The sequence below is a fragment of the Providencia sp. UF-224 genome (assembly GCF_058245955.1).
Map to the genome: position 1 here is coordinate 111984 of NZ_JBSICC010000001.1, position 22732 is coordinate 134715.

Here is a 22732-nt window from a genome sequence, read left to right on the forward strand (position 1 = left end):
ACAAAGCAATTAGTGAAAAGATCAGTACTGTTAAAGAATTACTCCTTGATTTACACACCGCGGATATCGCCGATATTTTAGAAATGCTCCCTTACGATGAGCGTCTCGCCTTATGGCGTTTGGTCGATAACAACGAACGCGGTGAAGTGCTTGTTGAAGCCTCCGTTTCTGTATGGGATAGCCTGATTAAAGACATGTCGGATAGAGAACTGCTGCGTGCAGTCGCTAGCCTACATGTGGATGAACAAGCTTACATCGCCGAACACCTGCCGCGCGATACCATGCGCCGCCTACTGACCTATTTAGAACCAAGCCTACGCAGCCGTATTCGTGAAGTTTTACAATACGCAAAAGACAGCGTTGGCCAAATGATGGATTTCGAATTCGTTACCGTACGCCCAAACGTGGCGTTAAAAACGGTTCAACGCTATCTGCGTCAACGGGGTAAAATTCCAGAAGCAACCGATAAAATTTTCGTAGTCGATAGCAACAATTACCTGCAAGGGGAATTACCCTTAACCACCATTTTGACACAATCTCCCGATAAAATTGTCGCGGATGTGATGAAAACGGATACAGTCACCTTCTTGCCTGATGAAAAAGGGGAAGATGCAGCAAGTGCGTTCGAACGGTATGACTTAATTTCTGCCGCCGTTGTCGACAGCAATGGCTTACTGATGGGTCGTCTAACTGTTGAAGATATCGTTGATAATATCAGCGAAGAAAATGATAACAGTATTCGCCGTATGGGGGGGTTAAGCCCCGAAGAAGACGTCTTTGCCCCTGTTGGCCAAGCAGTAAAAACCCGTTGGACATGGCTGGCTATTAACCTATGTACGGCTTTCGTCGCATCCCGCGTAATTGGTGTGTTTGAAGACACCATTTCCCAGTTGGTTGCTCTCGCTACCTTGATGCCTATTGTGGCAGGGATTGGGGGGAATACAGGTAACCAAACCATTACCATGATTGTGCGGGCAATCGCGCTCCACCAAATTCAAAGTGGTAGTTTCTCTTTCTTGATGCTAAGGGAGCTGGGCGTCGCCTTTATCAACGGCATTGTCTGGGGCGGCATCATGGGGGTTGTTACCTATTTCCTCTATGGCGACCTCGCAATGGGTGCCGTCATGACGCTTGCGATGGTACTAAACCTATTGATGGCGGCAATTATGGGGGTGCTTATCCCACTGATTATGATCAAAATGGGCAAAGACCCTGCCATTGGTTCTAGTGTCATGATCACTGCAATCACCGATACTGGCGGTTTCTTTATTTTCCTCGGTCTCGCGACCCTATTCTTAGTATAATATTTGTTCGTGCATGCTCAGTGGTAGTTTCAGAGCATGCACGATTTATAAAACTCTGCCATTCCCCATAAAAACCGCATAAACATTCCAAATCTGAATCATCAAACAAATTACTTTACGATGTATTTATTATTTTATTAGCGTGTTCATCCATTATATTCATTAAAAATAATATTCAATTAATTATATTTAGTGCGTAATTCATTATATTAAATAGTAAGGAATTATTAAATTAATCATAATTAGCTAAATATATTGCCATTTTAAATATACGATATTCTGCAAATTACGTATTCATAACATCATATAAGGTTATTTATATCCATATTAGATGTTAAGTCCTAACAAAGAAAACTAATAGGAATGTTATGCTTGTTTTCAGTGTTGCGGTTTACAGAATATAGAATTTCCTGCTATAAATATGGGTATGCAAAAAGATACTGTGTATTGAACTACGTTATACCCATCCAACGTTTTCGACCTCTTATCTGCACCCAATAAATATGATTGGCTCATTATTTTGAGTAAATGCTTGTTACCCTGAATTTATATCATCGTGGTATTTTCAGGTATTTTAGAAGGATAGTACTATGACATCGCAAACAGCTAGCCAGCCCTCGGCGCGACCGTTGGGCAAAGAAGATTATAAAACGTTAGGCTTGTCCTCTTTGGGCGGCACACTAGAATTTTATGATTTCGTTATTTTCGTCTTTTACGCGAAAATTATTTCTCAGCTCTTTTTCCCTGGGGATAATGAATTTCTCGCGCTAATGGCGACACTCGGCTTGTTTGCTGCAGGTTACCTTGCTCGCCCACTTGGCGGCATTATTATGGCTCACTTTGGAGACAAAATTGGCCGTAAAAAAATGTTTACCTTAAGTATTTTCTTGATGGCGTTTCCAACGTTTGTTATCGGTTTCTTGCCGACATTCGAAACCATTGGTGCCGCAGCGCCACTGTTATTATTATTAATGCGTATTATGCAAGGTGCTGCTATCGGGGGTGAAATGCCGGGCGCATGGGTATTTATTGCTGAACATACGCCAAAACAACGCTACGGCTTAGGTGTTGGTACGTTAACGTCTGGGATCACTGGTGGTATCTTACTAGGCTCAATCGTGGCGATTATCATCGAACGCACCTATACCACTGCTGAAGTGCATGATTTTGCATGGCGTATTCCGTTTATTTTAGGTGGTGTTTTTGGCTTTATCTCTGTGTATTTACGTCGCTTTTTACAAGAAACACCTATTTTTAAAGAGTTAGCGGCGAAGAAAGCATTATCCCAAGAATTACCAGTAAAAACCGTTATTAAATCCCATAAACAAGCCTGTATGATCACCGCTGCACTGACATGGTCATTATCCACTGCGATTGTTGTAACGATTTTGATGACGCCAGACGTGGTTTTAAAAGGTATCTACAATATTGACCGTAATATTGCGTTGCAAGCAAACTGTGCTGCAACATTAACCTTAACCTTAGGCTGTATTTTCTGGGGTTGGTTAGGGGATAAAACAGGTACGCGTACGTCAATGACCTTGTCATGGGGTGGCTTGGCTGTCACCGCGATTTATTTCTATTCGTCGTTATCAACGGATATTGCGGCCAGTACTTTAATCTTTAACTATGGCTTGATGGGCTTCTTTGTCGGTGCAATTGCAACAACCCCCATTATCAGCACCCGTGCGTTCCCACCTGAAATTCGTTATTCAGGCCTGTCGTTCGCTTATAACGTTGCCTACGCCATCTTTGGTGGCTTAACCCCAATCTTAACAGGGGCATGGTTACAGCAATCTCACATGGCACCAGCATATTATGTCGCGGGCGTGTCATTGTTAGCGGTTGCCGTTGCATTCTTACCACTGTCTTGGAAAGGTTGGACTGCAAAAGAAAACCAAACGGATGATCGTGCACCTGTATTAAATACCAGTGCTACTCAGTAGTTAATCTGTTATACACCAGTGAAATGGCCTCTTGTTTAATTTCAAACAGAGGCCATTTTTATTTATAGGCTGATTACAAAGTTACGATTGGTAATGCAAAAGCCATTTCTAAATAATTAACTTCTACAGGCGCTTGATTTGCGACGCTATCATCTTGTTTAAAATGTGCAGAGGAGGAAACCAATGTCTCCAACTGCTGAATGTCTTTTACAGTTTGACCAAAGAAACTGTGCAAATCACGGCCAAATTCTGCAATTTCAGCGTCTAAACCGGCGGTAACTGCGCCCTTTTCAGTTTTACTTTTTGCAGTATTTGCAATTTCATGCGCCATTTCAGCGAAGTTCATCATATCGAGTAACGCCATAAATAAAATCCTTTTATTATATTGAGTTAAGTAAATTTTTTTTGTGCTTTGCACGTAAACACAATATTATTTTTGTTCTTTTTTAACTAATTTTTTATTTATATAAACCGATATAATTCATATCCAAATTATATATGGAAGACATAATCCTTTGAATTCAAATGATAATACTTCTCATTTGAAATTTTAGAGATTGTCCTAAAAAAAATTTGTTCGTTTTACATGACAAATCCCTGTGTTTTCCTCCACATAAATTGACACTTATTCATAATTCCTCCATTTTTCTTTGTACCTATCAGGCTAAACTATTAGTATGTGTAACTGACTCTTTTCAGTTAGTTTTTTGCCTCAAAGCCAGACTAATTTTATCCACTCTTTTGAGTTAAGCGAATGTCCAAAAATGAATAAGCAAAATCGCCGCAAATCTTTTACTCGCTCTGCTATTTTTGTTGCCATCATTGTGGCAGCCGGAGCCACTTGGTATTTTTACAATCAAGAAAAAGCAACAGACACGCCTAACTCAAGTGCTGTTGCCAAACCCAATTCACGCAGCGCGATGGGGCGTCCACCTCGCGTGTTAGCGCCTGTACAATTTGCTGTTGCAGAACAAAAAGTAGTACCACGGTTTTTATCTGGCTTAGGAACCGTTCAAGCGGCCAATGTCGTGACCGTCACTAGCCGCGTTGAAGGGCAATTGATGAAGCTCTATTTCACCGAAGGGCAATATGTCAATGCCGAGGATTTACTGGCACAAATTGACCCTCGCCCGTTTGAAGTACAATTAGCCCAAGCAGAAGGCCAACTGGCAAAAGATAAAGCAACGCTTGCCAATGCCCAATTGGATTTAGCGCGCTACCAGAAATTAGCGGGCACAAAAGTTATTTCACAACAAGAACTGGATAACCAGCGTGCGTTAGTATTGCAAGCCCAAGGCAGTATTAAAGTTGACCAAGCCGCGGTCGACAGCGCCAAATTGCAATTAACTTACAGCAAAATCACCGCCCCTATCTCAGGCCGCGTAGGGTTAAAACAGGTGGATGTGGGGAATTTTGTCTCCTCTGGGACTTCGACACCGATTGTGGTGATCACCCAAACTCAACCTGCGGATGTGCTTTTTGCGTTACCTGAAGGGGACATCCCAGCAATCCAACAAGCCCAAGCAACCAGTAAAAATGTGCTGATTGAAGCTTGGGACCGCAATAATATTGCACTGATTGCCCGTGGCGAATTGCTCAGTACTGATAACCAAATTGATGCAGCTACTGGCACATTAAAAATTAAAGCGCGCTTCACCAATGAAGAACAAAAATTGTTCCCAAATCAATTTGTTAATGTGAAGATGCAGGTTGAAACCTTACAAGATGCTGTGGTTATCCCTACCGCCGCATTACAAATGGGTAATGAAGGCCATTATGTGTGGATCCTCAGTGAGGATAACAAAGTCAGCAAGCATACTGTAACGGTAGGTATGCAAGATAGCCAACAAGTGGTGATTGAAAGTGGTTTAGCTGCTAATACAAAAGTCATTACAGACGGCGTTGATAAACTCACTGATGGTACTACTGTTGAGGTCGTTACCCCTGAAAGCCTAACTAAAAAAGACAAAGAACCTCGCAAAGGTAAACCGTCTAGCGCGGAGAAAGCGTAATGCGGCCTGAAACGTTGAAAGGCGGCGGCCCTTCTCGCCTATTTATTTTACGCCCTGTTGCGACCACTCTTTTTATGGTAGCGATTTTATTAGCAGGGATCATTGGCTATCGCTTCTTACCTGTTTCCGCCTTACCTGAGGTCGATTACCCAACAATTCAGGTTGTCACCCTGTACCCCGGCGCAAGCCCTGATGTGATGACCTCCGCGGTTACCGCTCCCCTTGAAACCCAGTTTGGGCAGATGTCAGGTTTGAAACAGATGTCATCCCAAAGCTCAGGTGGCGCGTCCGTCATCACCTTGATGTTCCAACTTTCATTGCCATTAGAAGTTGCCGAGCAAGAAGTGCAAGCTGCCATTAATTCCGCTAGCAGCCTACTTCCATCGGATTTACCCTATCCCCCGATTTATAACAAAGTGAACCCCGCGGATCCGCCTGTTTTAACGCTGGCAGTAACATCCGATGCGATGCCGTTAACTCAAGTACAAGATATTATCGAAACGCGTATTGCACAGAAGATTTCCCAAGTTAATGGCGTTGGTTTAGTGACGCTCGCGGGTGGTCAGCGCCCTGCCGTCCGTGTGAACCTGAACCCACAAGCGATGGCCGCCAAAGGGCTAGACAGCGAAACCATTCGTGTCGCCATTAATAATGCCAACGTCAATTCCGCCAAAGGGAGCTTTGATGGTCCAACACGCGCAGTGACTCTTTCAGCCAACGACCAAATGAAATCCCTTGAGGATTACCGCAAGTTAATTGTGGCATTCCAAAATGGCGCACCGGTGCGCCTTGGGGATATTGCGACCATTAAAGAAGGCGCTGAAAATGCCTACTTGGGGGCATGGGCAAACAACGAACAAGCTATCGTGATTAACGTTCAGCGCCAACCCGGTGCAAACGTCATAGAAACCACGGATACTATTCGCACATTATTGCCCGAACTGATTGAAAGCCTCCCTAAATCCGTTAATGTGGATATTTTAACGGATAGAACCAGCACCATTCGCGCATCAGTCAACGACGTACAATTTGAGTTGATGTTAGCTATCGCGCTGGTTGTTATGGTTATTTATCTCTTTTTACGTAATGGTATTGCCACGTTGATCCCCGGCATTGCGGTTCCCCTTTCATTAGTGGGCACCTTTGCGGTGATGTATTTTTGCGGATTTTCCGTGAATAACCTGACATTAATGGCGCTGACCATCGCCACCGGCTTTGTGGTGGACGATGCAATTGTGGTAATCGAAAATATCTCTCGCTATTTAGAGCAAGGGGATAAACCGCTGGTTGCCGCATTAAAAGGTGCAGGAGAAATCGGTTTTACCATTATCTCCCTGACCTTCTCCCTTGTCGCAGTGTTAATCCCGCTGCTGTTTATGGGGGATATTGTTGGCCGCTTATTCCGTGAATTTGCCATTACCCTTGCTGTCGCTATTTTGATCTCAGCGGTGGTGTCCCTCACCTTAACCCCAATGATGTGCGCACGGCTATTAAAGCCAGAATCACAGCATAAACATAACCGTTTTGAGTTAGCGTGTGAGCGATTCTTTGACCGTATGGTGGCAGGTTATGCCGTTTGGCTGAAGCGAATTTTAAACCACCAATGGCTCACACTGTCCGTTGCACTCGGCACCATGGTGCTTACCGTCTTGCTGTATATGTGGATCCCAAAAGGCTTCTTCCCATTACAAGACAGCGGCATTATCCAAGGCTCCATTGAAAGTCGGCAGTCCATTTCGTTTTCTGCGATGGCGCAAAAACAGCAAGAAGTCGCGGACAAGCTCCTCGCCGACCCTGCCGTTGACAACGTCACAACCTACGTTGGTGTTGATGGTACAAACGCAACACTGAATAACGCACGCATTCAAATTACCTTGAAGCCCCTTGATGACCGTGAAGATCGCGTGGTGGCGATTATTGCTCGCCTGCAACAATCCGTTGATAACATTGCTGGGGTGAATTTATACCTGCAACCAATGCAAGATTTAACCATTGATACGCAAGTTGCTCGTACTCAATATCAATTCACCCTGCAAGCGGGCACCCTCGATGAATTGTCGACGTGGGTACCTAAGTTGATGAGTGAGTTAGAGCAACAACCTGAATTGACCGACGTGAGTAGCGATTGGCAAAATAAAGGGTTAGTCGCTTACGTGAATGTTAACCGTGACACGGCAAGCCGTTTTGGCATTACCATGTCATCCATCGATAACGCGCTGTACAATGCCTTCGGCCAGCGCATGATCTCGACCATTTACACCCAATCGAATCAATATCGCGTTATTTTAGAACATGATACGCAAACTCGTGATGGGCTGGATGCCCTGAATGATATCCGCTTAAAAGGCACTGATGGCGCTATTGTACCACTGAGCACCTTAGTGAATATTCAAGAGGGTTATGGCCCATTGGCGATTAATCACCTTGACCAATTTCCAGCCGTCACCTTCTCATTTAATGTGGCCGAGGGTGCGTCTCTAGAATCCGCAGTTAATGCCGTCAAGCACGCGGAATCACAAATTTCGATGCCAAAATCCATTACCACGCAATTCCAAGGTGCCACTTTAGCCTTTGAAGCCGCCTTAAGCAGCACCATTTGGCTAATCGCAGCGGCGATTGTGGCGATGTATATTGTACTGGGTATCTTATATGAAAGCTTTATTCACCCAATTACCATCCTTTCCACCTTACCGACGGCGGGCGTGGGGGCACTTCTTGCCTTAATGATGGCAGGAAAAGACCTCGATGTGATCGCGGTAATAGGGATTATCTTATTGATTGGTATCGTGAAAAAGAACGCCATCATGATGATTGACTTTGCACTCGCCGCAGAGCGAGAGCAAGGCATGTCTCCTTACGATGCCATCTATCAAGCTTGTTTATTACGTTTCCGCCCAATATTGATGACAACAATGGCTGCTCTGCTAGGTGCATTGCCATTAATGCTCAGTACGGGTGTGGGTGCTGAATTGCGCCAACCTCTGGGGATTTGCATGGTGGGTGGTTTGATTATGAGCCAGATATTAACGCTGTTCACCACTCCAGTGATTTATTTGTTATTTGACCGTTTGTCACATTACCTAAAAGCACGTCGTCAAATGAATAAGGCGCAGGTGTCGTAATGAAACGCTTTTTTGCCCTGTTTATTAGCCGCCCCGTTGCTACCACGCTGATTAGTGTGGCGATCACCTTGTGCGGCGCATTAAGCTTTCTCTTTTTACCTGTCGCGCCACTTCCCCAAGTGGACTACCCCGTGATTAACGTGACAGCGTCACTTCCTGGTGCATCACCTGAAACTATGGCATCTTCCGTTGCAACCCCGCTAGAACGCTCATTAGGTAGCATCGCAGGGATCAGCGAGATGACCTCAAGCAGCGCGCTGGGTCGCACCACCATTACCCTTGAATTTAACCTCGATAAAGATATCAATAACGCGGCCCGTGAAGTCCAAGCTGCCATTAATGCCGCCCAAACCCTGTTACCTAGCGGCATGCCGAGCCGCCCGCGGTACTACAAGTCGAACCCATCCGATGCCCCTATCATGATTTTAACCATGACATCGCAAACCATGGGGACAGGGGAAATTTATGATATCGCCTCGACACGCCTTGCCCAACGCATTGCTCAAATTGAAGGCGTCAGTGAAGTGTCTGTGGGCGGCGGTTCACTTCCCGCAGTGCGTGTCGAGTTAAACCCAACCGCATTATTCAACCAAGGTGTCTCCCTTGATGCCGTGCGCTCAGCGATTAGCAGCGCTAACGTACGTCAACCCCAAGGCTACATTAACGACAACGAAAAACGCTATCAGGTACAAACCAACGATGAGCTGAAAAAAGCCGCCGATTACCGCCCTATTATTGTCCACTATAAGGCTGGTAATGCAGTTAAGCTCAGTGATGTTGCCAATGTAAAAGATTCCATTGAAAACGTCCGTGCCGCGGGTATGGCAGATGGCAAGCCCGCCATCTTGATTGTTATTCGCCGTGAAGCGGGTGCCAATATTATTGAAACGGTCAATCGCATTCGGGCTGAAATCCCAGAATTTAGAGATATGATCCCCGCCGCCATTGACCTCAAAGTTGCCCAGGATAGAACACCGACCATTCGTGCTTCCCTTGCGGAAGTTGAACGTGCCCTATTAATCGCCGTCGCACTGGTTATTTTAGTGGTTCTGCTGTTCCTGCGCTCTGGGCGTGCCACCTTAATTCCTGCTATTGCCGTACCCGTTTCGTTAATTGGGACTTTTACTGCCATGTATTTGTGCGGCTTTAGTCTTAATAACTTATCTTTAATGGCGTTGACCGTTGCCACGGGCTTTGTGGTCGATGACGCCATAGTGGTTCTGGAGAATATCTCCCGTCATATTGAAAATGGCATGAAACCCTTTATGGCTGCCGTCAAAGGGGTACACGAAGTCGGTTTTACCGTGGTTTCCATGAGTATCTCCTTAGTGGCAGTATTTATCCCGCTCCTCTTGATGGATGGGCTGGTTGGTCGGCTTTTCCGTGAGTTTGCCATCACCCTTGCGACCGCCATTGGAATTTCATTGGTTGTTTCCCTCACCCTGACCCCGATGATGTGCGCCTATTTGCTCAAAAAACGCGGGAAAAATGTCAAAGCCAAGCACCGTGGCTTTGGCCGTGTTTTACTGTGGGTTCAAGAACGCTATGGTGTTGCACTGAACTGGGTGTTAAACCACCGCCGCAGCGTATTAGCCATTTTGTTTGCTACTATTGGGCTCAATGTTTATTTGTATATCACGGTTCCTAAAGCCTTTTTCCCTGAACAAGATACAGGCCGAGTATTGGGCTTTGTCCGTGCTGACCAAAGTATTTCGTTCCAATCGATGAAAGAAAAAATGACCCGCTTTATGGAGCAGGTTAAAGAAGACCCGGCTATCGATAATGTGACTGGGTTTACGGGTGGCAGCCGCGTTAACAGTGGCTTTATGTATATCTCCCTGAAACCTCTTGGGGAGCGCACTGAAAATTCAGCGATGGTTATCAACCGTTTACGCGCCAAGCTTGCCAATGAGCCAGGGGCAAACTTATTTATGATGCCTGTGCAAGATATCCGTGTCGGCGGTCGCCAAGCAAATGCCAGCTACCAATTTACCTTGCTTGCCGATGAACTTAACGCACTGCGAGACTGGGAGCCCGCTATCCGTAAAGCGTTAGGTGAACTTCCACAGTTAACCGACGTGAACTCCGATAAAGAAGACAAAGGCGCCGAAATGGCCATCACATATGACAGAGACCTGATGGCACAATTAGGGATCGACGTACGTGAAGCCAACAGTTTACTGAATAACGCCTTTGGCCAGCGCCAAGTTTCCACCATCTATGAAGCTATGAACCAATATAAAGTGGTGATGGAAGTCGCGCCCGAATATACCCAAGATGTCAGCGCCCTTGATAAAATGTTTGTGATTAACAAAACCGGGCAAGCGATCCCCCTCTCCTACTTTGCGCGTTGGCAACCCGCTAATGCACCACTTAGCGTGAATCACCAAGGGTTATCCGCTGCATCCACCATCGGTTTTAACGTGGCAGATGGCTACACACTAAACGATGCGATGGTCGAAATTGAAAAAACCATGACGGCCCTTGGCGTGCCTTCGACGGTACGAGGCACCTTTGCGGGTACGGCGCAGGTATTCCAAGAAACCTTAAAATCTCAGCTATTTTTGATTTTAGCAGCTATCGTCACCGTCTATTTAGTGCTCGGTATTTTGTATGAAAGCTACATTCATCCACTGACGATTTTATCCACTTTACCGTCTGCGGGGGTCGGTGCATTATTAGCCTTAGAATTATTTGATACTCCATTTAGTTTAATCGCCTTAATTGGCATCATGTTGCTTATTGGTATCGTGAAGAAAAATGCCATCATCATGGTGGACTTTGCTATCCAAGCTCAACGAACTGCGGGTTTAACCGCTCGTGAAGCCATTTTCCGTGCCAGTTTATTGCGTTTCCGCCCCATTTTGATGACCACATTGGCTGCAATTTTTGGTGCTTTACCCTTAGTTTTAGGTAGTGGTGATGGTGCAGAATTACGCCAACCGCTGGGGATCACCATCGTGGGCGGTTTGATCATGAGCCAGCTGCTCACGCTGTTCACCACTCCCGTGGTGTATTTAAGCTTTGATAGCTTAAGACAGCGTTGGGCAAGCAGAAAAACAGCGTCACGCCTTAAAACGGAGAAACGCCATGAAGCTTAGATTTAACAGTGTGAGTACCCGCCTGTTTCTGGCTATCTTCGCTACCTGTTTGCTGCTCGTGGTGATCATGCACCAAGGCGTGCGCATGAGTTTCCAACATGGCTTCGTTGATTATATTAAAGAAAATGACCAACAACGGGTTGAGCAGGTATCAGCAGCCCTTGCGGAACAATATCAAGAAACGGGAAATTGGCGCTTTTTATTAGGCGATGAACGCACTTTTTTCCGCATTTTACGCTCAGTTGAGCACCAGCAACACCGTGGCCCTATGCGCCAACGCTGGCGGACGATATTTTGGGTCTATGACTCGCAAGATAGACTGATTTTTGGTAAAGAAATCACGCCGCCAAACAAAGTGATCCGTGAACCGATTATCACCGATGACGGGAAAACCGTGGGTTGGCTGGTTGCCAGCTATGAAGACGGTATCAGCAGTGCTCTTGACCGCCGCTTTGACAGCAAACAGCTGTATACCAGCTGGGTGATTGCGGGGCTGTCCCTGTTTGTGGCGCTGATCGCTACTATTTTTCTCGCTCGCAGCTTTTTAAAGCCAATTAAACGCTTACTTGAAGGCACTAACCAGTTAGCACGCGGTGACTTTACCACTCGCGTACCCGAAGAAGGCCGAGACGAATTAGGTCAATTAGCGAAAGATTTCAATCACCTCGCCTCTACTCTCGAAAAAAATGAGCAAATGCGCCGAGATTATATGGCGGATATTTCCCATGAGCTACGCACCCCATTGTCCGTTTTACGGGGGGAGTTAGAAGCAGTGCAAGATGGTGTACGCCAAGCGACACCGGAAACCATTAATTCTCTCCTCAATGAAACACACACGCTGATTAAGCTGGTAAATGATTTGCATCAGTTGTCGCTTTCTGACCGTGGCTCTTTGATTTATCGTAAGCAACCTATTGATATTATTCCTTTACTGGATATGGTCATTGGGCAATCCCGTTGGCGCATTGAAGACCAACAATTGACAGTTTTTCGTCACTTCATTGAACACGCCATCGTGTTTGCTGACCCAGATCGCATTAATCAATTATTCTATAATTTGATGGAAAACAGCCTGCGTTATACGGATCCTGAGGGGCAAATTACCATTGATGTCACAGAGCAACACCATCAGTTGTCCATTGTTTGGCAAGATAGCGCGCCGGGCCTGACAGCATTGCAATGCCAACATATTTTCGAACGTTTTTACCGTGCGGAAGGTTCCCGTAACCGTGCTAGTGGTGGCTCAGGCTTGGGGTTAGCCATTTGCTATAATATCGTTGAAGCGCATAATGGCACTATCACCGCTGCGCCTTCATCCCTTGGCGGTGTCAAAATCACTATCACATTACCGATACAATCTCAGGAAAAAGGGGTTTGATCATGGCAGAAAGTCACAATGGCCATATTTTGATTGTGGAAGATGAACCTAAATTAGGCCAACTGTTATTTGATTACCTGCAAGCGGCGAATTACCTCCCCACCTTATTAAGTCGTGGCGATGAGGTTATTCCTTATGTGCAAAATAACCATACTGACCTGATATTATTGGATTTAATGCTACCCGGCTTAGATGGGTTATCGGTTTGCCGTGAATTACGCAAATTCAGTGATGTGCCTATCGTGATGGTGACGGCGAAAACAGAGGAAATAGACCGATTATTAGGGCTAGAAATTGGTGCTGATGACTATATTTGCAAACCCTTTAGCCCACGGGAAGTGGTTGCTCGAGTTAAAACCATTTTGCGCCGTTGCCAAGTTGCCATGGCGCCCTCTCAATCCAATAATTCAACACAACTGATTATTGACGAAAATGCGTTCCAAGTGCGTTATGGGCCAAAATTGCTTGAGCTCACCCCTGCTGAGTTTCGGTTGCTCAAGTTTCTTTCCGATAACTCAGGCACAGTGTTCTCCCGCGATCAGCTTCTCGACATTCTTTATGATGACCACCGGGTCGTCACAGACCGTACAATTGATAGCCACGTAAAAAACTTACGTCGCAAATTAGAGTCATTAGATAACGAAAAAACCTTTATTCGCTCAATTTATGGGTTAGGTTATCGCTGGGATGACGTTTAAATACTCAATAGACGTACTTTTATTAAGGGATATTTGGTTTTTGACGCAATTAGCGTTAAAATCACCGCCCTTAATACGCCATTTCCCCTGAAATGGTGCTGACTTGATATCAGATAGAGACAAACCATGTTTACACCAGAGCTTTTATCCCCTGCCGGTTCATTAAAAAATATGCGCTATGCCTTTGCCTATGGCGCCGATGCAGTCTATGCAGGGCAACCCCGTTACAGCCTACGCGTTCGTAATAACGAGTTTAACCACGAAAATCTCGCCAAAGGCATTCAAGAAGCCCATGAACTGGGTAAGAAATTTTATGTGGTGGTAAATATCGCACCGCATAATGCCAAATTAAAAACCTTTATTCGTGACTTAACACCCGTTATCGAAATGGGCCCTGATGCACTGATTATGTCTGACCCCGGTCTGATTATGATGGTGCGCGAAGCCTTCCCTGATATGGATATTCATTTATCCGTTCAAGCAAATGCGGTTAACTGGGCATCGGTAAAATTCTGGAAACAAATGGGGCTGACCCGTGTAATTTTATCCCGCGAATTGTCTTTGGAAGAAATTGCAGAAATCCGCCAGCAAGTGCCCGATATGGAATTGGAAGTGTTCGTCCACGGTGCATTGTGCATGGCGTATTCAGGCCGTTGCCTGTTATCTGGCTACATTAATAAGCGTGACCCGAACCAAGGCACCTGCACCAACGCCTGCCGTTGGGAATACAAAGTGGAAGAAGGTAAAGAAGATGATGTAGGCAACATTGTTCATGTTCATGAACCTATCCCTGTACAAAACGTTGCCCCAACATTGGGTGCTGGCGCGCCAACGGATAAAGTGTTTATGATTGAGGAAGCCAAACGCCCAGGCGAATATATGACTGCGTTTGAAGATGAACACGGCACCTATATTATGAACTCTAAAGACCTTCGTGCCATTGAACATGTTGAAAACCTGACCAAAATGGGTGTTCATTCACTGAAGATCGAAGGCCGTACTAAATCTTTTTATTATTGTGCACGTACTGCACAGGTTTATCGCCGTGCAATTGATGACGCCGTTGCAGGTAAACCGTTCGACCCAACGTTACTGTCTACCCTAGAAGGGTTAGCTCACCGTGGTTATACCGAAGGTTTCTTACGCCGCCATACTCACGATGCCTATCAAACCTACGAATACGGTTATTCTGTGTCAGATACCCAACAGTTTGTTGGCGAATTTACAGGTAAACGCGTCAATGGCCTTGCGGAAGTGGATGTGAAAAATAAATTTAGCGTGGGCGATAGCTTAGAAATGATGACACCTGCGGGCAATATCGTGTTTACCCTCGATGCCTTAACGAACCGCAAAGGTGAAGCTATCGATGTCGCACCGGGTAATGGGCATATAGTGTACCTGCCTATTCCTGACGATGTTGATGTCAACTTTGGTTTGTTGATCCGTAACCTTGCAGGGGCAACAACGCGCGACCCGCACCAATCTCAGTCAGAAAACCACATTGCAAGCTAACATTCAGCGATAATTTTCGATAAAAAACACATAATTATCTAGCCAAAAATTCGTAATCTAATCATTTGAATTTTTGGCTTTTTTATGGGTAATCGATAAGCCAGTTTCACTTTAAATGCCATTTCGCATTTGAGAATCATTCTCGTTATTGACATTTTCTTTGAAAAGTGCACTTAATATCCAATTTTATGCAACAGATCACATCAATTGGTTATTCAATATCGTATAGTCACTATCGAAAACGAAGAACTAGAAAGTCATAAAATAAGACTAGGAACCACCTCCTTGGCTGGCTCAATCTCCCTTGAGCTAGCCATTTCTTTTATCTAAATTCCCTCTATCTACTTTACTTTCAATGAATTAAGACAGCTAACGTAGCATTATTGATGATTTTCAATAATGCTACGCCTATAAATTCGTTACCACCATGCATGAAAGTGATGAACAGGCCCAATACCTTGTCCCACTTCCAAACTGTCCGCTTGTTCTAATGCCGCTTGTAAATAGGCTTTTGCCTCACTCACAGTCGATTGCCAGTCAAGATGGCGAGGGCGTAATGCCGCTAATGCCGCAGACAACGTGCACCCCGTACCGTGTGTATTTTTCGTGTTAATGCGCACAGAGGTAAAGCGCCATTCCCCTTGTGGTGTTATGAGCCAGTCAGGGCTTTGTGCATCCGTTAAGTGCCCCCCTTTCATCAGAACCGCTTGGCAGCCCTTTTCTAGGAGTTTATAGCCTTGAGCTAACATTTCACCTTCTGTTTGCGCCATGTTCTCATCTAACAATGCCGCCGCTTCCGGTAAATTTGGGGTGATTAATGAAACTAGCGGTAATAATTGCTGACGCAATGCATCAACCGCATCAGGTAACAATAAAGGATCGCCACTTTTTGCAACCATCACTGTATCTAATACAACAAACGGGATCGGGTACTGTTTCAATGCGTTCGCCACAACCTCGACATTGGCTTGGTTAAATAACATGCCTATTTTCGCGCTATCAATGCGCACATCACTGAGAACCGAGTCCAGCTGCGCTGCCACGAACTGTGCAGGTAAATCCTGAACAGATTGCACGCCACGGGTATTTTGCGCCACCAATGCTGTCATCACGCTGGTTCCATAAGCCCCAAGCGCCGAAAAAGTTTTTAAGTCCGCTTGGACACCCGCCCCACCTGATGGGTCTGTTCCGGCAATGGTTAACGCGTTGATCCGCATGAGTGGCACCCCTTTTTGATTAGAAAATACGTCAATATCATCCGTTTAAAATAGACTTTAAACCAAACAATAAAACCGCTTCGATTGTCTCATAACATTTAACAAATACCAGCGGTTACTGAATGAATTTTAATGACTTAGTGAATTAAAACCGTCATTTTCTATTGAAAGGGTTAACTTGTCTTATAAATACACATTGGGTAAATGAATATTATCAACACCACGCTCACGCAACTGAGCCGCAAATGCCTCTACGTCAGTTTGAGTGGCGGCTGGCCAATTTGCCGCGTCATTTTTAACGCCATGCTGCTGAAATGCGTTAATTTTTATTCGTGTTGCCGATGGCAATGAAGTGAGGAATTCTGCCAGCGCATCAATATGATCGTGATAATCAGTTTGCTGCGGAATATACAATAAGCGCAATTCGTATAATTTCCCTGCATTTGCTAATAATTGAATTGTTTCAAAAACACGCTGGTTATCTTTCCCCGTTAACCGTAATGCGCATTCATCGCTCCAGGCCTTTAAATCAATCATTACGCCATCAGTGTAATCTATCACCCGCGCCCACCCCGCTTTTGCAAGGTGACCGTTACTATCAATAAAACACGTTAAATGATTCAGTGTGGGTGATGCTTTAATGGCTTTAAACAAATCAACAATAAAGGGAAGCTGAGTTGTCGCTTCCCCACCGCTTATCGTCACGCCATTTAAAAACATCACGTTTTTATTCAAGCTACTGATGGCCTCGCTCACACTCAGCGACGTTGTCATAGGGCTTGAGTTTTTTGTACAGGTTTGCAGGCACGTATCACAAAGCTGGCAAGCCACAGTGTCCCAAATGACTTTGCCATCCACCATAGATAGACCCCCGTGAGGACAGGTAACCACACAGTCCCCACAGTCATCGCACAACGCCATGGTGTATGGGTTATGGCAATTCAAGCAACGCAAATTGCAGCCTTGTAAGAAAATCACGTGCCGGTTCCCCGGCCCATCAACGCAAGAGAACGGAATAATTTTATTCAGCGTAGCGCATCGATTGCTCATGGCTAATCACTCGTTGTTGCCGTGCGGTAATTTTGCAATTCTTTGTCGCTTCTTCCCCTAACCACGTGGTATTACTTCTCGACCCTTCCGCCTTGAATTTTTCAATATCGGATAAACGCACCATGTACCCCGTGACACGCACTAAATCGTTGCTGGCCACATTTGCGGTAAATTCACGCATCCCACAGCTAAATGCCCCTTTACACAGTTGCAAAAGCGCTTGCGGGTTTTGCTTAATGGTTTCATCGATGGTTAAGATGTCGCTGATCCCAGATAAGTAGTGTTTATGATGCGGTGCGACAGCTTGAATATGTGAAACGGGGTCTGGCTCTTCCCCATAAGGCAGACGAGCCCCTGGTGTAGTGCCAATATCTGAACTGATCCCTGACTGGGCATGTAACATCGCCCGCTGTTTATAACCATATTTAACAGGGGTTGCTTCAACATAATCCGCCAGTTGTTCACTGATTTGATAAGATAACGGCAAGGCTGGGGAGTTCGGTTCATAGTGGCCTTTCACCCCATCTTTTTCCATTAACAGATTGACCGCTTCTGCTAAACCAAAAATACCAAACATTGGCGCAAAACGCTGTGGCTCAATCAAGCCTTCATGTACAAGGAAGCTGGTTTGAAAGAAGTTAGACTCTTCAAATAAAAACGCGCTGCGCGTTTCAATAAGCTCCATTTGTAAATCACAATACTTTTTCAGTTGATTTTGCAGGAAGTCATCTGAGTTTTGGCTGCGCAAAGCCACTTCACGTAAATTGATCCGCACCAATGTGCTACCACCTCCCGCCACAGGCAAGGAATTATAGCAACTCACAATACCATACCCCTGCTCATCAAATGCAGCACTGTGCACAAGGTCATTGGCGATATGCGGCTTACTGCATTCGCATATATTTTCGATAGCTTGTAAGAAAAGCGACTCAGGCGTTCTTTGTGGGTGATAAACAAATGTTAGGTTTGGCGCAACCTGCTTCAATTCTGCATCAATACGCAAGATCAGGCGGCAAATGATATTATCATCAGGCCCAATGTTGGCGTGCATAAACGCATCAGGTAAAGTACGGTCTAACATCACCCAGAAGCGTTTTAACTTCGGATAAAGCTGTTCCTCCGTAAATTCGCCCACATAAGGCATTAAGATTTTATCGAGATACCCAAGGAAAACGGGGAAACCTGTGACGGAAGGGACATGATTGTAAATAATCATCAAATGATTCAGTGCATCGTCAAAATCTTCCGCAGGCGCCAATTCTAAGTAAGTTGACCCCTGTTTAAGAAACTTCGCGTAATCAGGTAATACATAGCGTGGCTTATATGGCGCATTCCCTTCATACATGTCGCAAATAACGCGCTCATCTAGCGCTTCAGCTAAAGGTTCACTCATTGATAGATAAGGGATGTGGCTTTCTGCCTCGATGGCTAAAAAATTTGCTTTTTGTCTGGGAGATAATAATTTATCCGTGGCGATGGCCAAACATTTGGCTTGATAATCGGTTAAAGGTTCTTGGCGCTTCATCATAGGAGATTCCTTATTTTCTGGGTGCTGTAGCACACCTTTGGCGGTCAATACGCCGTCTATAAGCTCATTTCATCCCATTGTGCGTCTTCGTTATTTGATGCCCGTCATACTTTTCTGTATTGTTTGCAGGGTTTTTCTCATAAATGTCTACCTGGTCAATATTATTACTAATAATTACGTAAAATCTTGAAATTACAATTCATTAGCAACACAAAAAATGTGTTAAAAATCATTTTTCCTTATGAATTACTGATGTAATTCACACATAAAAACTGCTCTGTGCGGCACAAAAAATAGCGTTAAATCACCCCATTAAATTTTTTAGGAAAGTTATACGCCAAAATGACGTGAAACTAGGCTAAAATAGCCTCTATCAATGATTGTAATTTGAACATTTTTTACCTGTATAAAATCTGTTATGACAGTCTTATTTAATTATTCCTCTTAACTATCGAATAAATACTGTCATCTTTGGCGTATCTTAATTAAAATAATTCAGCTCATAATTATTATAAAAATGCTAATCTGATAATCATTAGCGAGCTAATTATCATTTATATCAGCGATAAAGAACTGGATCTTCAATGAGAGTTTATAAAAAGAGACAATGGGTCATCGGTGCCTCAATATTACTGGGCGCTTCCCTTAGCATGTCAACACCTGCACTTGCACAAGACCAATCAACCAATCTTTGGGACACCTTCAAAGGGAATGTGAGTTCCACTTGGGATTCCGATCAGTATGAGTTGTATGTTCCTGCTGTCACATGGCACAACCGTGCAATGTACGACAAAAAGAAAACGGATGAATACAATGAGCGCCCTTGGGGGATTGGCTTTGGCAAATACCGTTATGATGAAGATAATGACTGGCACGCGATTTATGCGATGGCATTCAAAGATTCACATAACGATTGGGAGCCAATTGGCGGTTATGCCTACCAAAAAATGTGGATCCCCGGGGACCTTGATGGTTTTCGAATGGGAGCGGGTTTCACATTGAGTGTCACTGCACGTAAGGACATGTACTACATTCCAATCCCTGCGCCACTTCCTTTAGTTTCGGTCGAATATGATAGGCTTTCACTTCAAGCAACATATATCCCTGGAACCTACAATAACGGAAACGTGCTGTTTGCCTGGTTGCGTTGGCAGTGGTAAAAACCCTGTGATACAAAAAAGGCCAGAGATTTTATCTACTGGCCTTTTTTTAACGTTTAATTCTAGCTTTGTTGGCGTTTCGCGACATCTTGCTTCTTCGCACCAGAGAATTGATAGCCAATCCACAGCACACCAATCCATACCGGGATCATCAGAACAGAAACGCGTAACCCGTCCATCGTTAAAATAATCCCTAGAATTAACAATAAGAAAGCTAAGCACAGGTAGTTACCAAATGGATACCAGATACTCTTAAACTTGGTTGCTACACCTTGTTTATTCATTGCCGCTCTGAATTTCAAGTTTGAAACGCAAATCATAATCCAGTTCAATACTAATGTGGTGACGACTAAAGACATTAATAATTCAAATGCCTTTCCTTCCATCACAAAGCTAATCAGTATCCCGCCTGATGTTGCAATACCTGAAACCAGCAATGCCATGATTGGTACGCCACCTTTATTCACTTTGGATAAAAACTTTGGTGCGTTATTTTGTTGTGCCAGGCCAAATAACATGCGGCTTGTTGCGTAAGCGCCACTGTTATAGACAGAAAGTGCCGCAACCAAAATCACAAAGTTTAAGGTGTTCGCAACCAGCAAATCGCCTAATTCATGGAAAATCAAGACAAATGGGCTTGTTTTGCCGTCGAGATCAACCCACGGGTAAAGCGCCAACAAGACAGCAAGTGAACCGATATAGAAAATGAGAATACGGTAAACGACTTGGTTGATGGCTTTTGGAATGCTTTTTTCAGGATCTTCCGCTTCAGCCGCCGTGATCCCCACCAGCTCTAAACCACCAAACGAGAACATGATAATGGCCAGCGCCATCAGAAGGCCATGGAAGTCCTTCGCAAAAAAGCCACCATATTCCCACAAGTTACTGACTTTAGCCTGTGGCCCACCATGACCACTTAGCAGGAGGTAACAACCAAAGATGATCATACCAACAACGGCAATCACTTTAATTAATGCAAACCAGAATTCAGTTTCACCGTAAGAACGAACATTAATCAAGTTTACTGCATTCACAGCGATAAAAAATATTACTGCGGATACCCAAATTGGTAGCTCTGGCCACCAATGCTGCATGTATTTCCCAGCGGCAGTTAATTCTGTCATGCCGACAAGGATAAACATAAACCAGTAGTTCCAGCCCGATAAAAAGCCTGCAAAACCACCCCAGTATTTAAAAGCAAAATGACTAAAAGAACCCGCAACAGGCTCTTGTACAATCATCTCGCCCAATTGACGCATAATCAGAAAGGCGATAACGCCACACAATGCATAACCTAACAGAACAGATGGCCCTGCCATTTGTATCGTTGTTGCAATCCCGAGGAACAAACCTGTACCAACAGCGCCCCCCAATGCAATCAACTGGATATGCCTATTTTTCAATCCCCGCTTTAGCATTTGCTGCTCTTGCGCCATAACTTTACCCTTTCGTCCTATTACTTGCTTTTTATCGTCCAAAATTATAATAATCGGACAAGTTTATTTGAATTTTCTTATTAAAACCACATTCTTATGATGCTGTTTTTGCATTTTAAATGCCCAAGGGCATTTTTTATTTGTTGCTTTTATTTATTCGTACATTACGCATTGATACTGAATAATTATTATCGCGCTTCAATATCAAGTATTGTGCATTAAAAAGCAAATTCAAAATGGTAACAAGTCGGTTACACGGCAAATTCCAAAAATAAAATTATCACCTCCCTGATCGCAAACACTATCCATAGCAAGCAAGTACAGAAACAGGCAAACAAGTAAAACGCTAATTGTGATAACAATGATACGACCTAACACCTGGCATTCCTTCAAAATAACAAAGATGATTTTTATTTTTCAAATGATTACAATACTTATGCCCTGTCATTTTATGACCGTGCATTTTAATTGCATTACAGGTAAATTTTCGAATAGTGAATAGTACGCCAATCATTTACGTGAAATTTGAGGAAAATAAGCAATTGGCTCACCTTTACAATAATTGAGCTTATTTTAAGCGCTATCCTTCGTTAACTTATTCTGTTTGTGCTTTTTTTATTCAAAAAACAGTGAATATCGCACAACCAGCCTTTGTCATGGGGAAATGAAGTTGTGTATACTTCAGCTACCGTAAAACAAGAAATAATTTGAGATGCCACAAGATAACCACTTAGCACTTGTCTATGCGTTGAGTAAATGGATAGAAGAACATCTGGGTCGAGTCATACATCTGGAAGAGCTCGCAGCCTACTCAGGCTACTCACTTTGGCATATGCAAAAAATATTCAAAGAAGTCACTGGGATTTCCTTGGGAAAATACATTCGCCAGCGCCGTTTAGCTGGCGCCGTTAATTTATTACGCAATAGTAACCAAACTATCTTCGACATTGCCCTCGATTTTGGTTTTGGTTCTCAATCTCACTTTACCTATATGTTCCGTAAGGAGTATGGCATTACGCCATTCGATTTTAGGCAAAATGACCAAATTCAGCTTGATGTCAAAGAGCCGCTACATTTAACCCGAGAGTATGAGTGAAGATGTGTTAATCACATTAATACCTTGAATTTTTTAATTAATGTTCTAACACATTGTCATTTCAACCCATCATCATCCTTAATATTTTTGAACAGTCGCTGAAATTACGCGCTGTTCAAGGCCATTTTTTATCCTTCACCTCTTTATTTATACTCACTTAGATAATTTACAT

15 protein-coding genes and 1 pseudogene are annotated in these 22732 nt (G+C 44.1%); 10 read left to right on the forward strand and 6 right to left on the reverse strand.

Translation table 11 applies throughout. From position 1 onward, the window contains the following. Positions 1 to 23 precede the first annotated feature (23 nt). Together mgtE and AC4IFO_RS00605 are read left to right on the forward strand one after the other, a co-directional pair. Positions 24 to 1304, forward strand: a pseudogene (gene mgtE / locus AC4IFO_RS00600) (magnesium transporter); the annotation flags it as partial. Between the two features lie 590 nt (positions 1305 to 1894). Next, complete coding sequence (locus tag AC4IFO_RS00605) at positions 1895 to 3250, forward strand: MFS transporter (protein WP_490730963.1); 1356 nt, start codon at positions 1895 to 1897, stop codon at positions 3248 to 3250. 73 nt (positions 3251 to 3323) lie between these two features. Here AC4IFO_RS00605 and AC4IFO_RS00610 read toward each other — a convergent pair whose 3' ends face one another. Next, positions 3324 to 3614: a hypothetical protein gene (locus AC4IFO_RS00610; RefSeq protein WP_490730965.1), complete on the reverse strand. Its 291-nt coding sequence runs from the start codon at positions 3612 to 3614 to the stop codon at positions 3324 to 3326. A gap of 400 nt (positions 3615 to 4014) precedes the next feature. On the opposite strand from AC4IFO_RS00610, the gene AC4IFO_RS00615 reads away from it, so the two are divergent. From AC4IFO_RS00615 to trhP, 6 genes are all read left to right on the forward strand, one after another. Further along, complete coding sequence (locus AC4IFO_RS00615; protein ID WP_490730967.1) at positions 4015 to 5262, forward strand: MdtA/MuxA family multidrug efflux RND transporter periplasmic adaptor subunit; 1248 nt, start codon at positions 4015 to 4017, stop codon at positions 5260 to 5262. Further along, a complete protein-coding gene (locus tag AC4IFO_RS00620) occupies positions 5262 to 8384 on the forward strand; it encodes an MdtB/MuxB family multidrug efflux RND transporter permease subunit (RefSeq protein ID WP_490730969.1) in 3123 nt (1040 codons plus the stop codon). Before AC4IFO_RS00615 ends, AC4IFO_RS00620 begins: the two co-directional genes overlap by 1 nt. Then, the gene (gene mdtC, locus AC4IFO_RS00625) at positions 8384 to 11485 is read left to right on the forward strand and encodes a multidrug efflux RND transporter permease subunit MdtC (RefSeq protein WP_490730971.1); all 3102 of its coding nucleotides are present in this window, start codon (positions 8384 to 8386) and stop codon (positions 11483 to 11485) included. Before AC4IFO_RS00620 ends, mdtC begins: the two co-directional genes overlap by 1 nt. Continuing rightward, positions 11475 to 12863 carry an envelope stress sensor histidine kinase BaeS gene (gene baeS / locus AC4IFO_RS00630; protein ID WP_490730973.1) on the forward strand — a complete coding sequence of 463 codons (1389 nt, stop codon included), beginning with the start codon at positions 11475 to 11477 and terminating at the stop codon, positions 12861 to 12863. Before mdtC ends, baeS begins: the two co-directional genes overlap by 11 nt. A 2-nt stretch (positions 12864 to 12865) precedes the next feature. After that, on the forward strand, positions 12866 to 13561 hold the full coding sequence (gene baeR, locus AC4IFO_RS00635) for an envelope stress response regulator BaeR (RefSeq protein ID WP_490730975.1): 696 nt from the start codon (positions 12866 to 12868) through the stop codon (positions 13559 to 13561). 126 nt (positions 13562 to 13687) lie between these two features. Continuing rightward, a complete protein-coding gene (gene trhP / locus AC4IFO_RS00640; RefSeq protein ID WP_490730977.1) occupies positions 13688 to 15073 on the forward strand; it encodes a prephenate-dependent tRNA uridine(34) hydroxylase TrhP in 1386 nt (461 codons plus the stop codon). Positions 15074 to 15492: 419 nt separating this feature from the next. Here the strand turns inward: trhP and thiD are convergent, their stop codons facing one another. The 3 genes from thiD to AC4IFO_RS00655 all read right to left on the reverse strand — a co-directional run bounded on the left by thiD (position 15493) and on the right by AC4IFO_RS00655 (position 18868). Continuing rightward, positions 15493 to 16290, reverse strand: a complete 798-nt coding sequence (gene thiD / locus AC4IFO_RS00645) for a bifunctional hydroxymethylpyrimidine kinase/phosphomethylpyrimidine kinase (protein WP_490730979.1) — start codon at positions 16288 to 16290, stop codon at positions 15493 to 15495. A gap of 183 nt (positions 16291 to 16473) precedes the next feature. Beyond that, positions 16474 to 17340 (reverse strand): YjjW family glycine radical enzyme activase, encoded by an 867-nt coding sequence (locus tag AC4IFO_RS00650; RefSeq protein WP_490730981.1) that lies wholly within the window; start codon positions 17338 to 17340, stop codon positions 16474 to 16476. Beyond that, positions 17312 to 18868, reverse strand: coding sequence for a YjjI family glycine radical enzyme (locus tag AC4IFO_RS00655; RefSeq protein ID WP_490730983.1), 1557 nt, complete (start codon positions 18866 to 18868; stop codon positions 17312 to 17314). Before AC4IFO_RS00655 ends, AC4IFO_RS00650 begins: the two co-directional genes overlap by 29 nt. A 584-nt stretch (positions 18869 to 19452) precedes the next feature. On the opposite strand from AC4IFO_RS00655, the gene pagP reads away from it, so the two are divergent. Further along, complete coding sequence (gene pagP / locus AC4IFO_RS00660) at positions 19453 to 20028, forward strand: lipid IV(A) palmitoyltransferase PagP (RefSeq protein ID WP_490730985.1); 576 nt, start codon at positions 19453 to 19455, stop codon at positions 20026 to 20028. Positions 20029 to 20090: 62 nt separating this feature from the next. On the opposite strand, the gene AC4IFO_RS00665 is transcribed toward pagP, so the two are convergent. Then, positions 20091 to 21464: an amino acid permease gene (locus AC4IFO_RS00665; RefSeq protein ID WP_206086483.1), complete on the reverse strand. Its 1374-nt coding sequence runs from the start codon at positions 21462 to 21464 to the stop codon at positions 20091 to 20093. Positions 21465 to 21695: 231 nt separating this feature from the next. Then, on the reverse strand, positions 21696 to 21830 hold the full coding sequence (mgrB, locus tag AC4IFO_RS00670; protein ID WP_490731485.1) for a PhoP/PhoQ regulatory lipoprotein MgrB: 135 nt from the start codon (positions 21828 to 21830) through the stop codon (positions 21696 to 21698). 346 nt (positions 21831 to 22176) lie between these two features. On the opposite strand from mgrB, the gene AC4IFO_RS00675 reads away from it, so the two are divergent. Beyond that, the gene (locus tag AC4IFO_RS00675; RefSeq protein WP_490730987.1) at positions 22177 to 22560 is read left to right on the forward strand and encodes a helix-turn-helix domain-containing protein; all 384 of its coding nucleotides are present in this window, start codon (positions 22177 to 22179) and stop codon (positions 22558 to 22560) included. Positions 22561 to 22732 lie beyond the last annotated feature (172 nt).

Excerpts from the sequence above, each read along its gene's own strand:
- AC4IFO_RS00605 (WP_490730963.1), top strand. The coding sequence starts at position 1,895 with ATGACATCGCAAACAGCTAGCCAGCCCTCGGCGCGACCGTTGGGCAAA.
- AC4IFO_RS00610 (WP_490730965.1), bottom strand. The coding sequence starts at position 3,614 with ATGGCGTTACTCGATATGATGAACTTCGCTGAAATGGCGCATGAAATT.
- AC4IFO_RS00615 (WP_490730967.1), top strand. The coding sequence starts at position 4,015 with ATGAATAAGCAAAATCGCCGCAAATCTTTTACTCGCTCTGCTATTTTT.
- AC4IFO_RS00620 (WP_490730969.1), top strand. The coding sequence starts at position 5,262 with ATGCGGCCTGAAACGTTGAAAGGCGGCGGCCCTTCTCGCCTATTTATT.
- mdtC (WP_490730971.1), top strand. The coding sequence starts at position 8,384 with ATGAAACGCTTTTTTGCCCTGTTTATTAGCCGCCCCGTTGCTACCACG.
- baeS (WP_490730973.1), top strand. The coding sequence starts at position 11,475 with ATGAAGCTTAGATTTAACAGTGTGAGTACCCGCCTGTTTCTGGCTATC.
- baeR (WP_490730975.1), top strand. The coding sequence starts at position 12,866 with ATGGCAGAAAGTCACAATGGCCATATTTTGATTGTGGAAGATGAACCT.
- trhP (WP_490730977.1), top strand. The coding sequence starts at position 13,688 with ATGTTTACACCAGAGCTTTTATCCCCTGCCGGTTCATTAAAAAATATG.
- thiD (WP_490730979.1), bottom strand. The coding sequence starts at position 16,290 with ATGCGGATCAACGCGTTAACCATTGCCGGAACAGACCCATCAGGTGGG.
- AC4IFO_RS00650 (WP_490730981.1), bottom strand. The coding sequence starts at position 17,340 with ATGAGCAATCGATGCGCTACGCTGAATAAAATTATTCCGTTCTCTTGC.
- AC4IFO_RS00655 (WP_490730983.1), bottom strand. The coding sequence starts at position 18,868 with ATGATGAAGCGCCAAGAACCTTTAACCGATTATCAAGCCAAATGTTTG.
- pagP (WP_490730985.1), top strand. The coding sequence starts at position 19,453 with ATGAGAGTTTATAAAAAGAGACAATGGGTCATCGGTGCCTCAATATTA.
- AC4IFO_RS00665 (WP_206086483.1), bottom strand. The coding sequence starts at position 21,464 with ATGGCGCAAGAGCAGCAAATGCTAAAGCGGGGATTGAAAAATAGGCAT.
- AC4IFO_RS00675 (WP_490730987.1), top strand. The coding sequence starts at position 22,177 with ATGCCACAAGATAACCACTTAGCACTTGTCTATGCGTTGAGTAAATGG.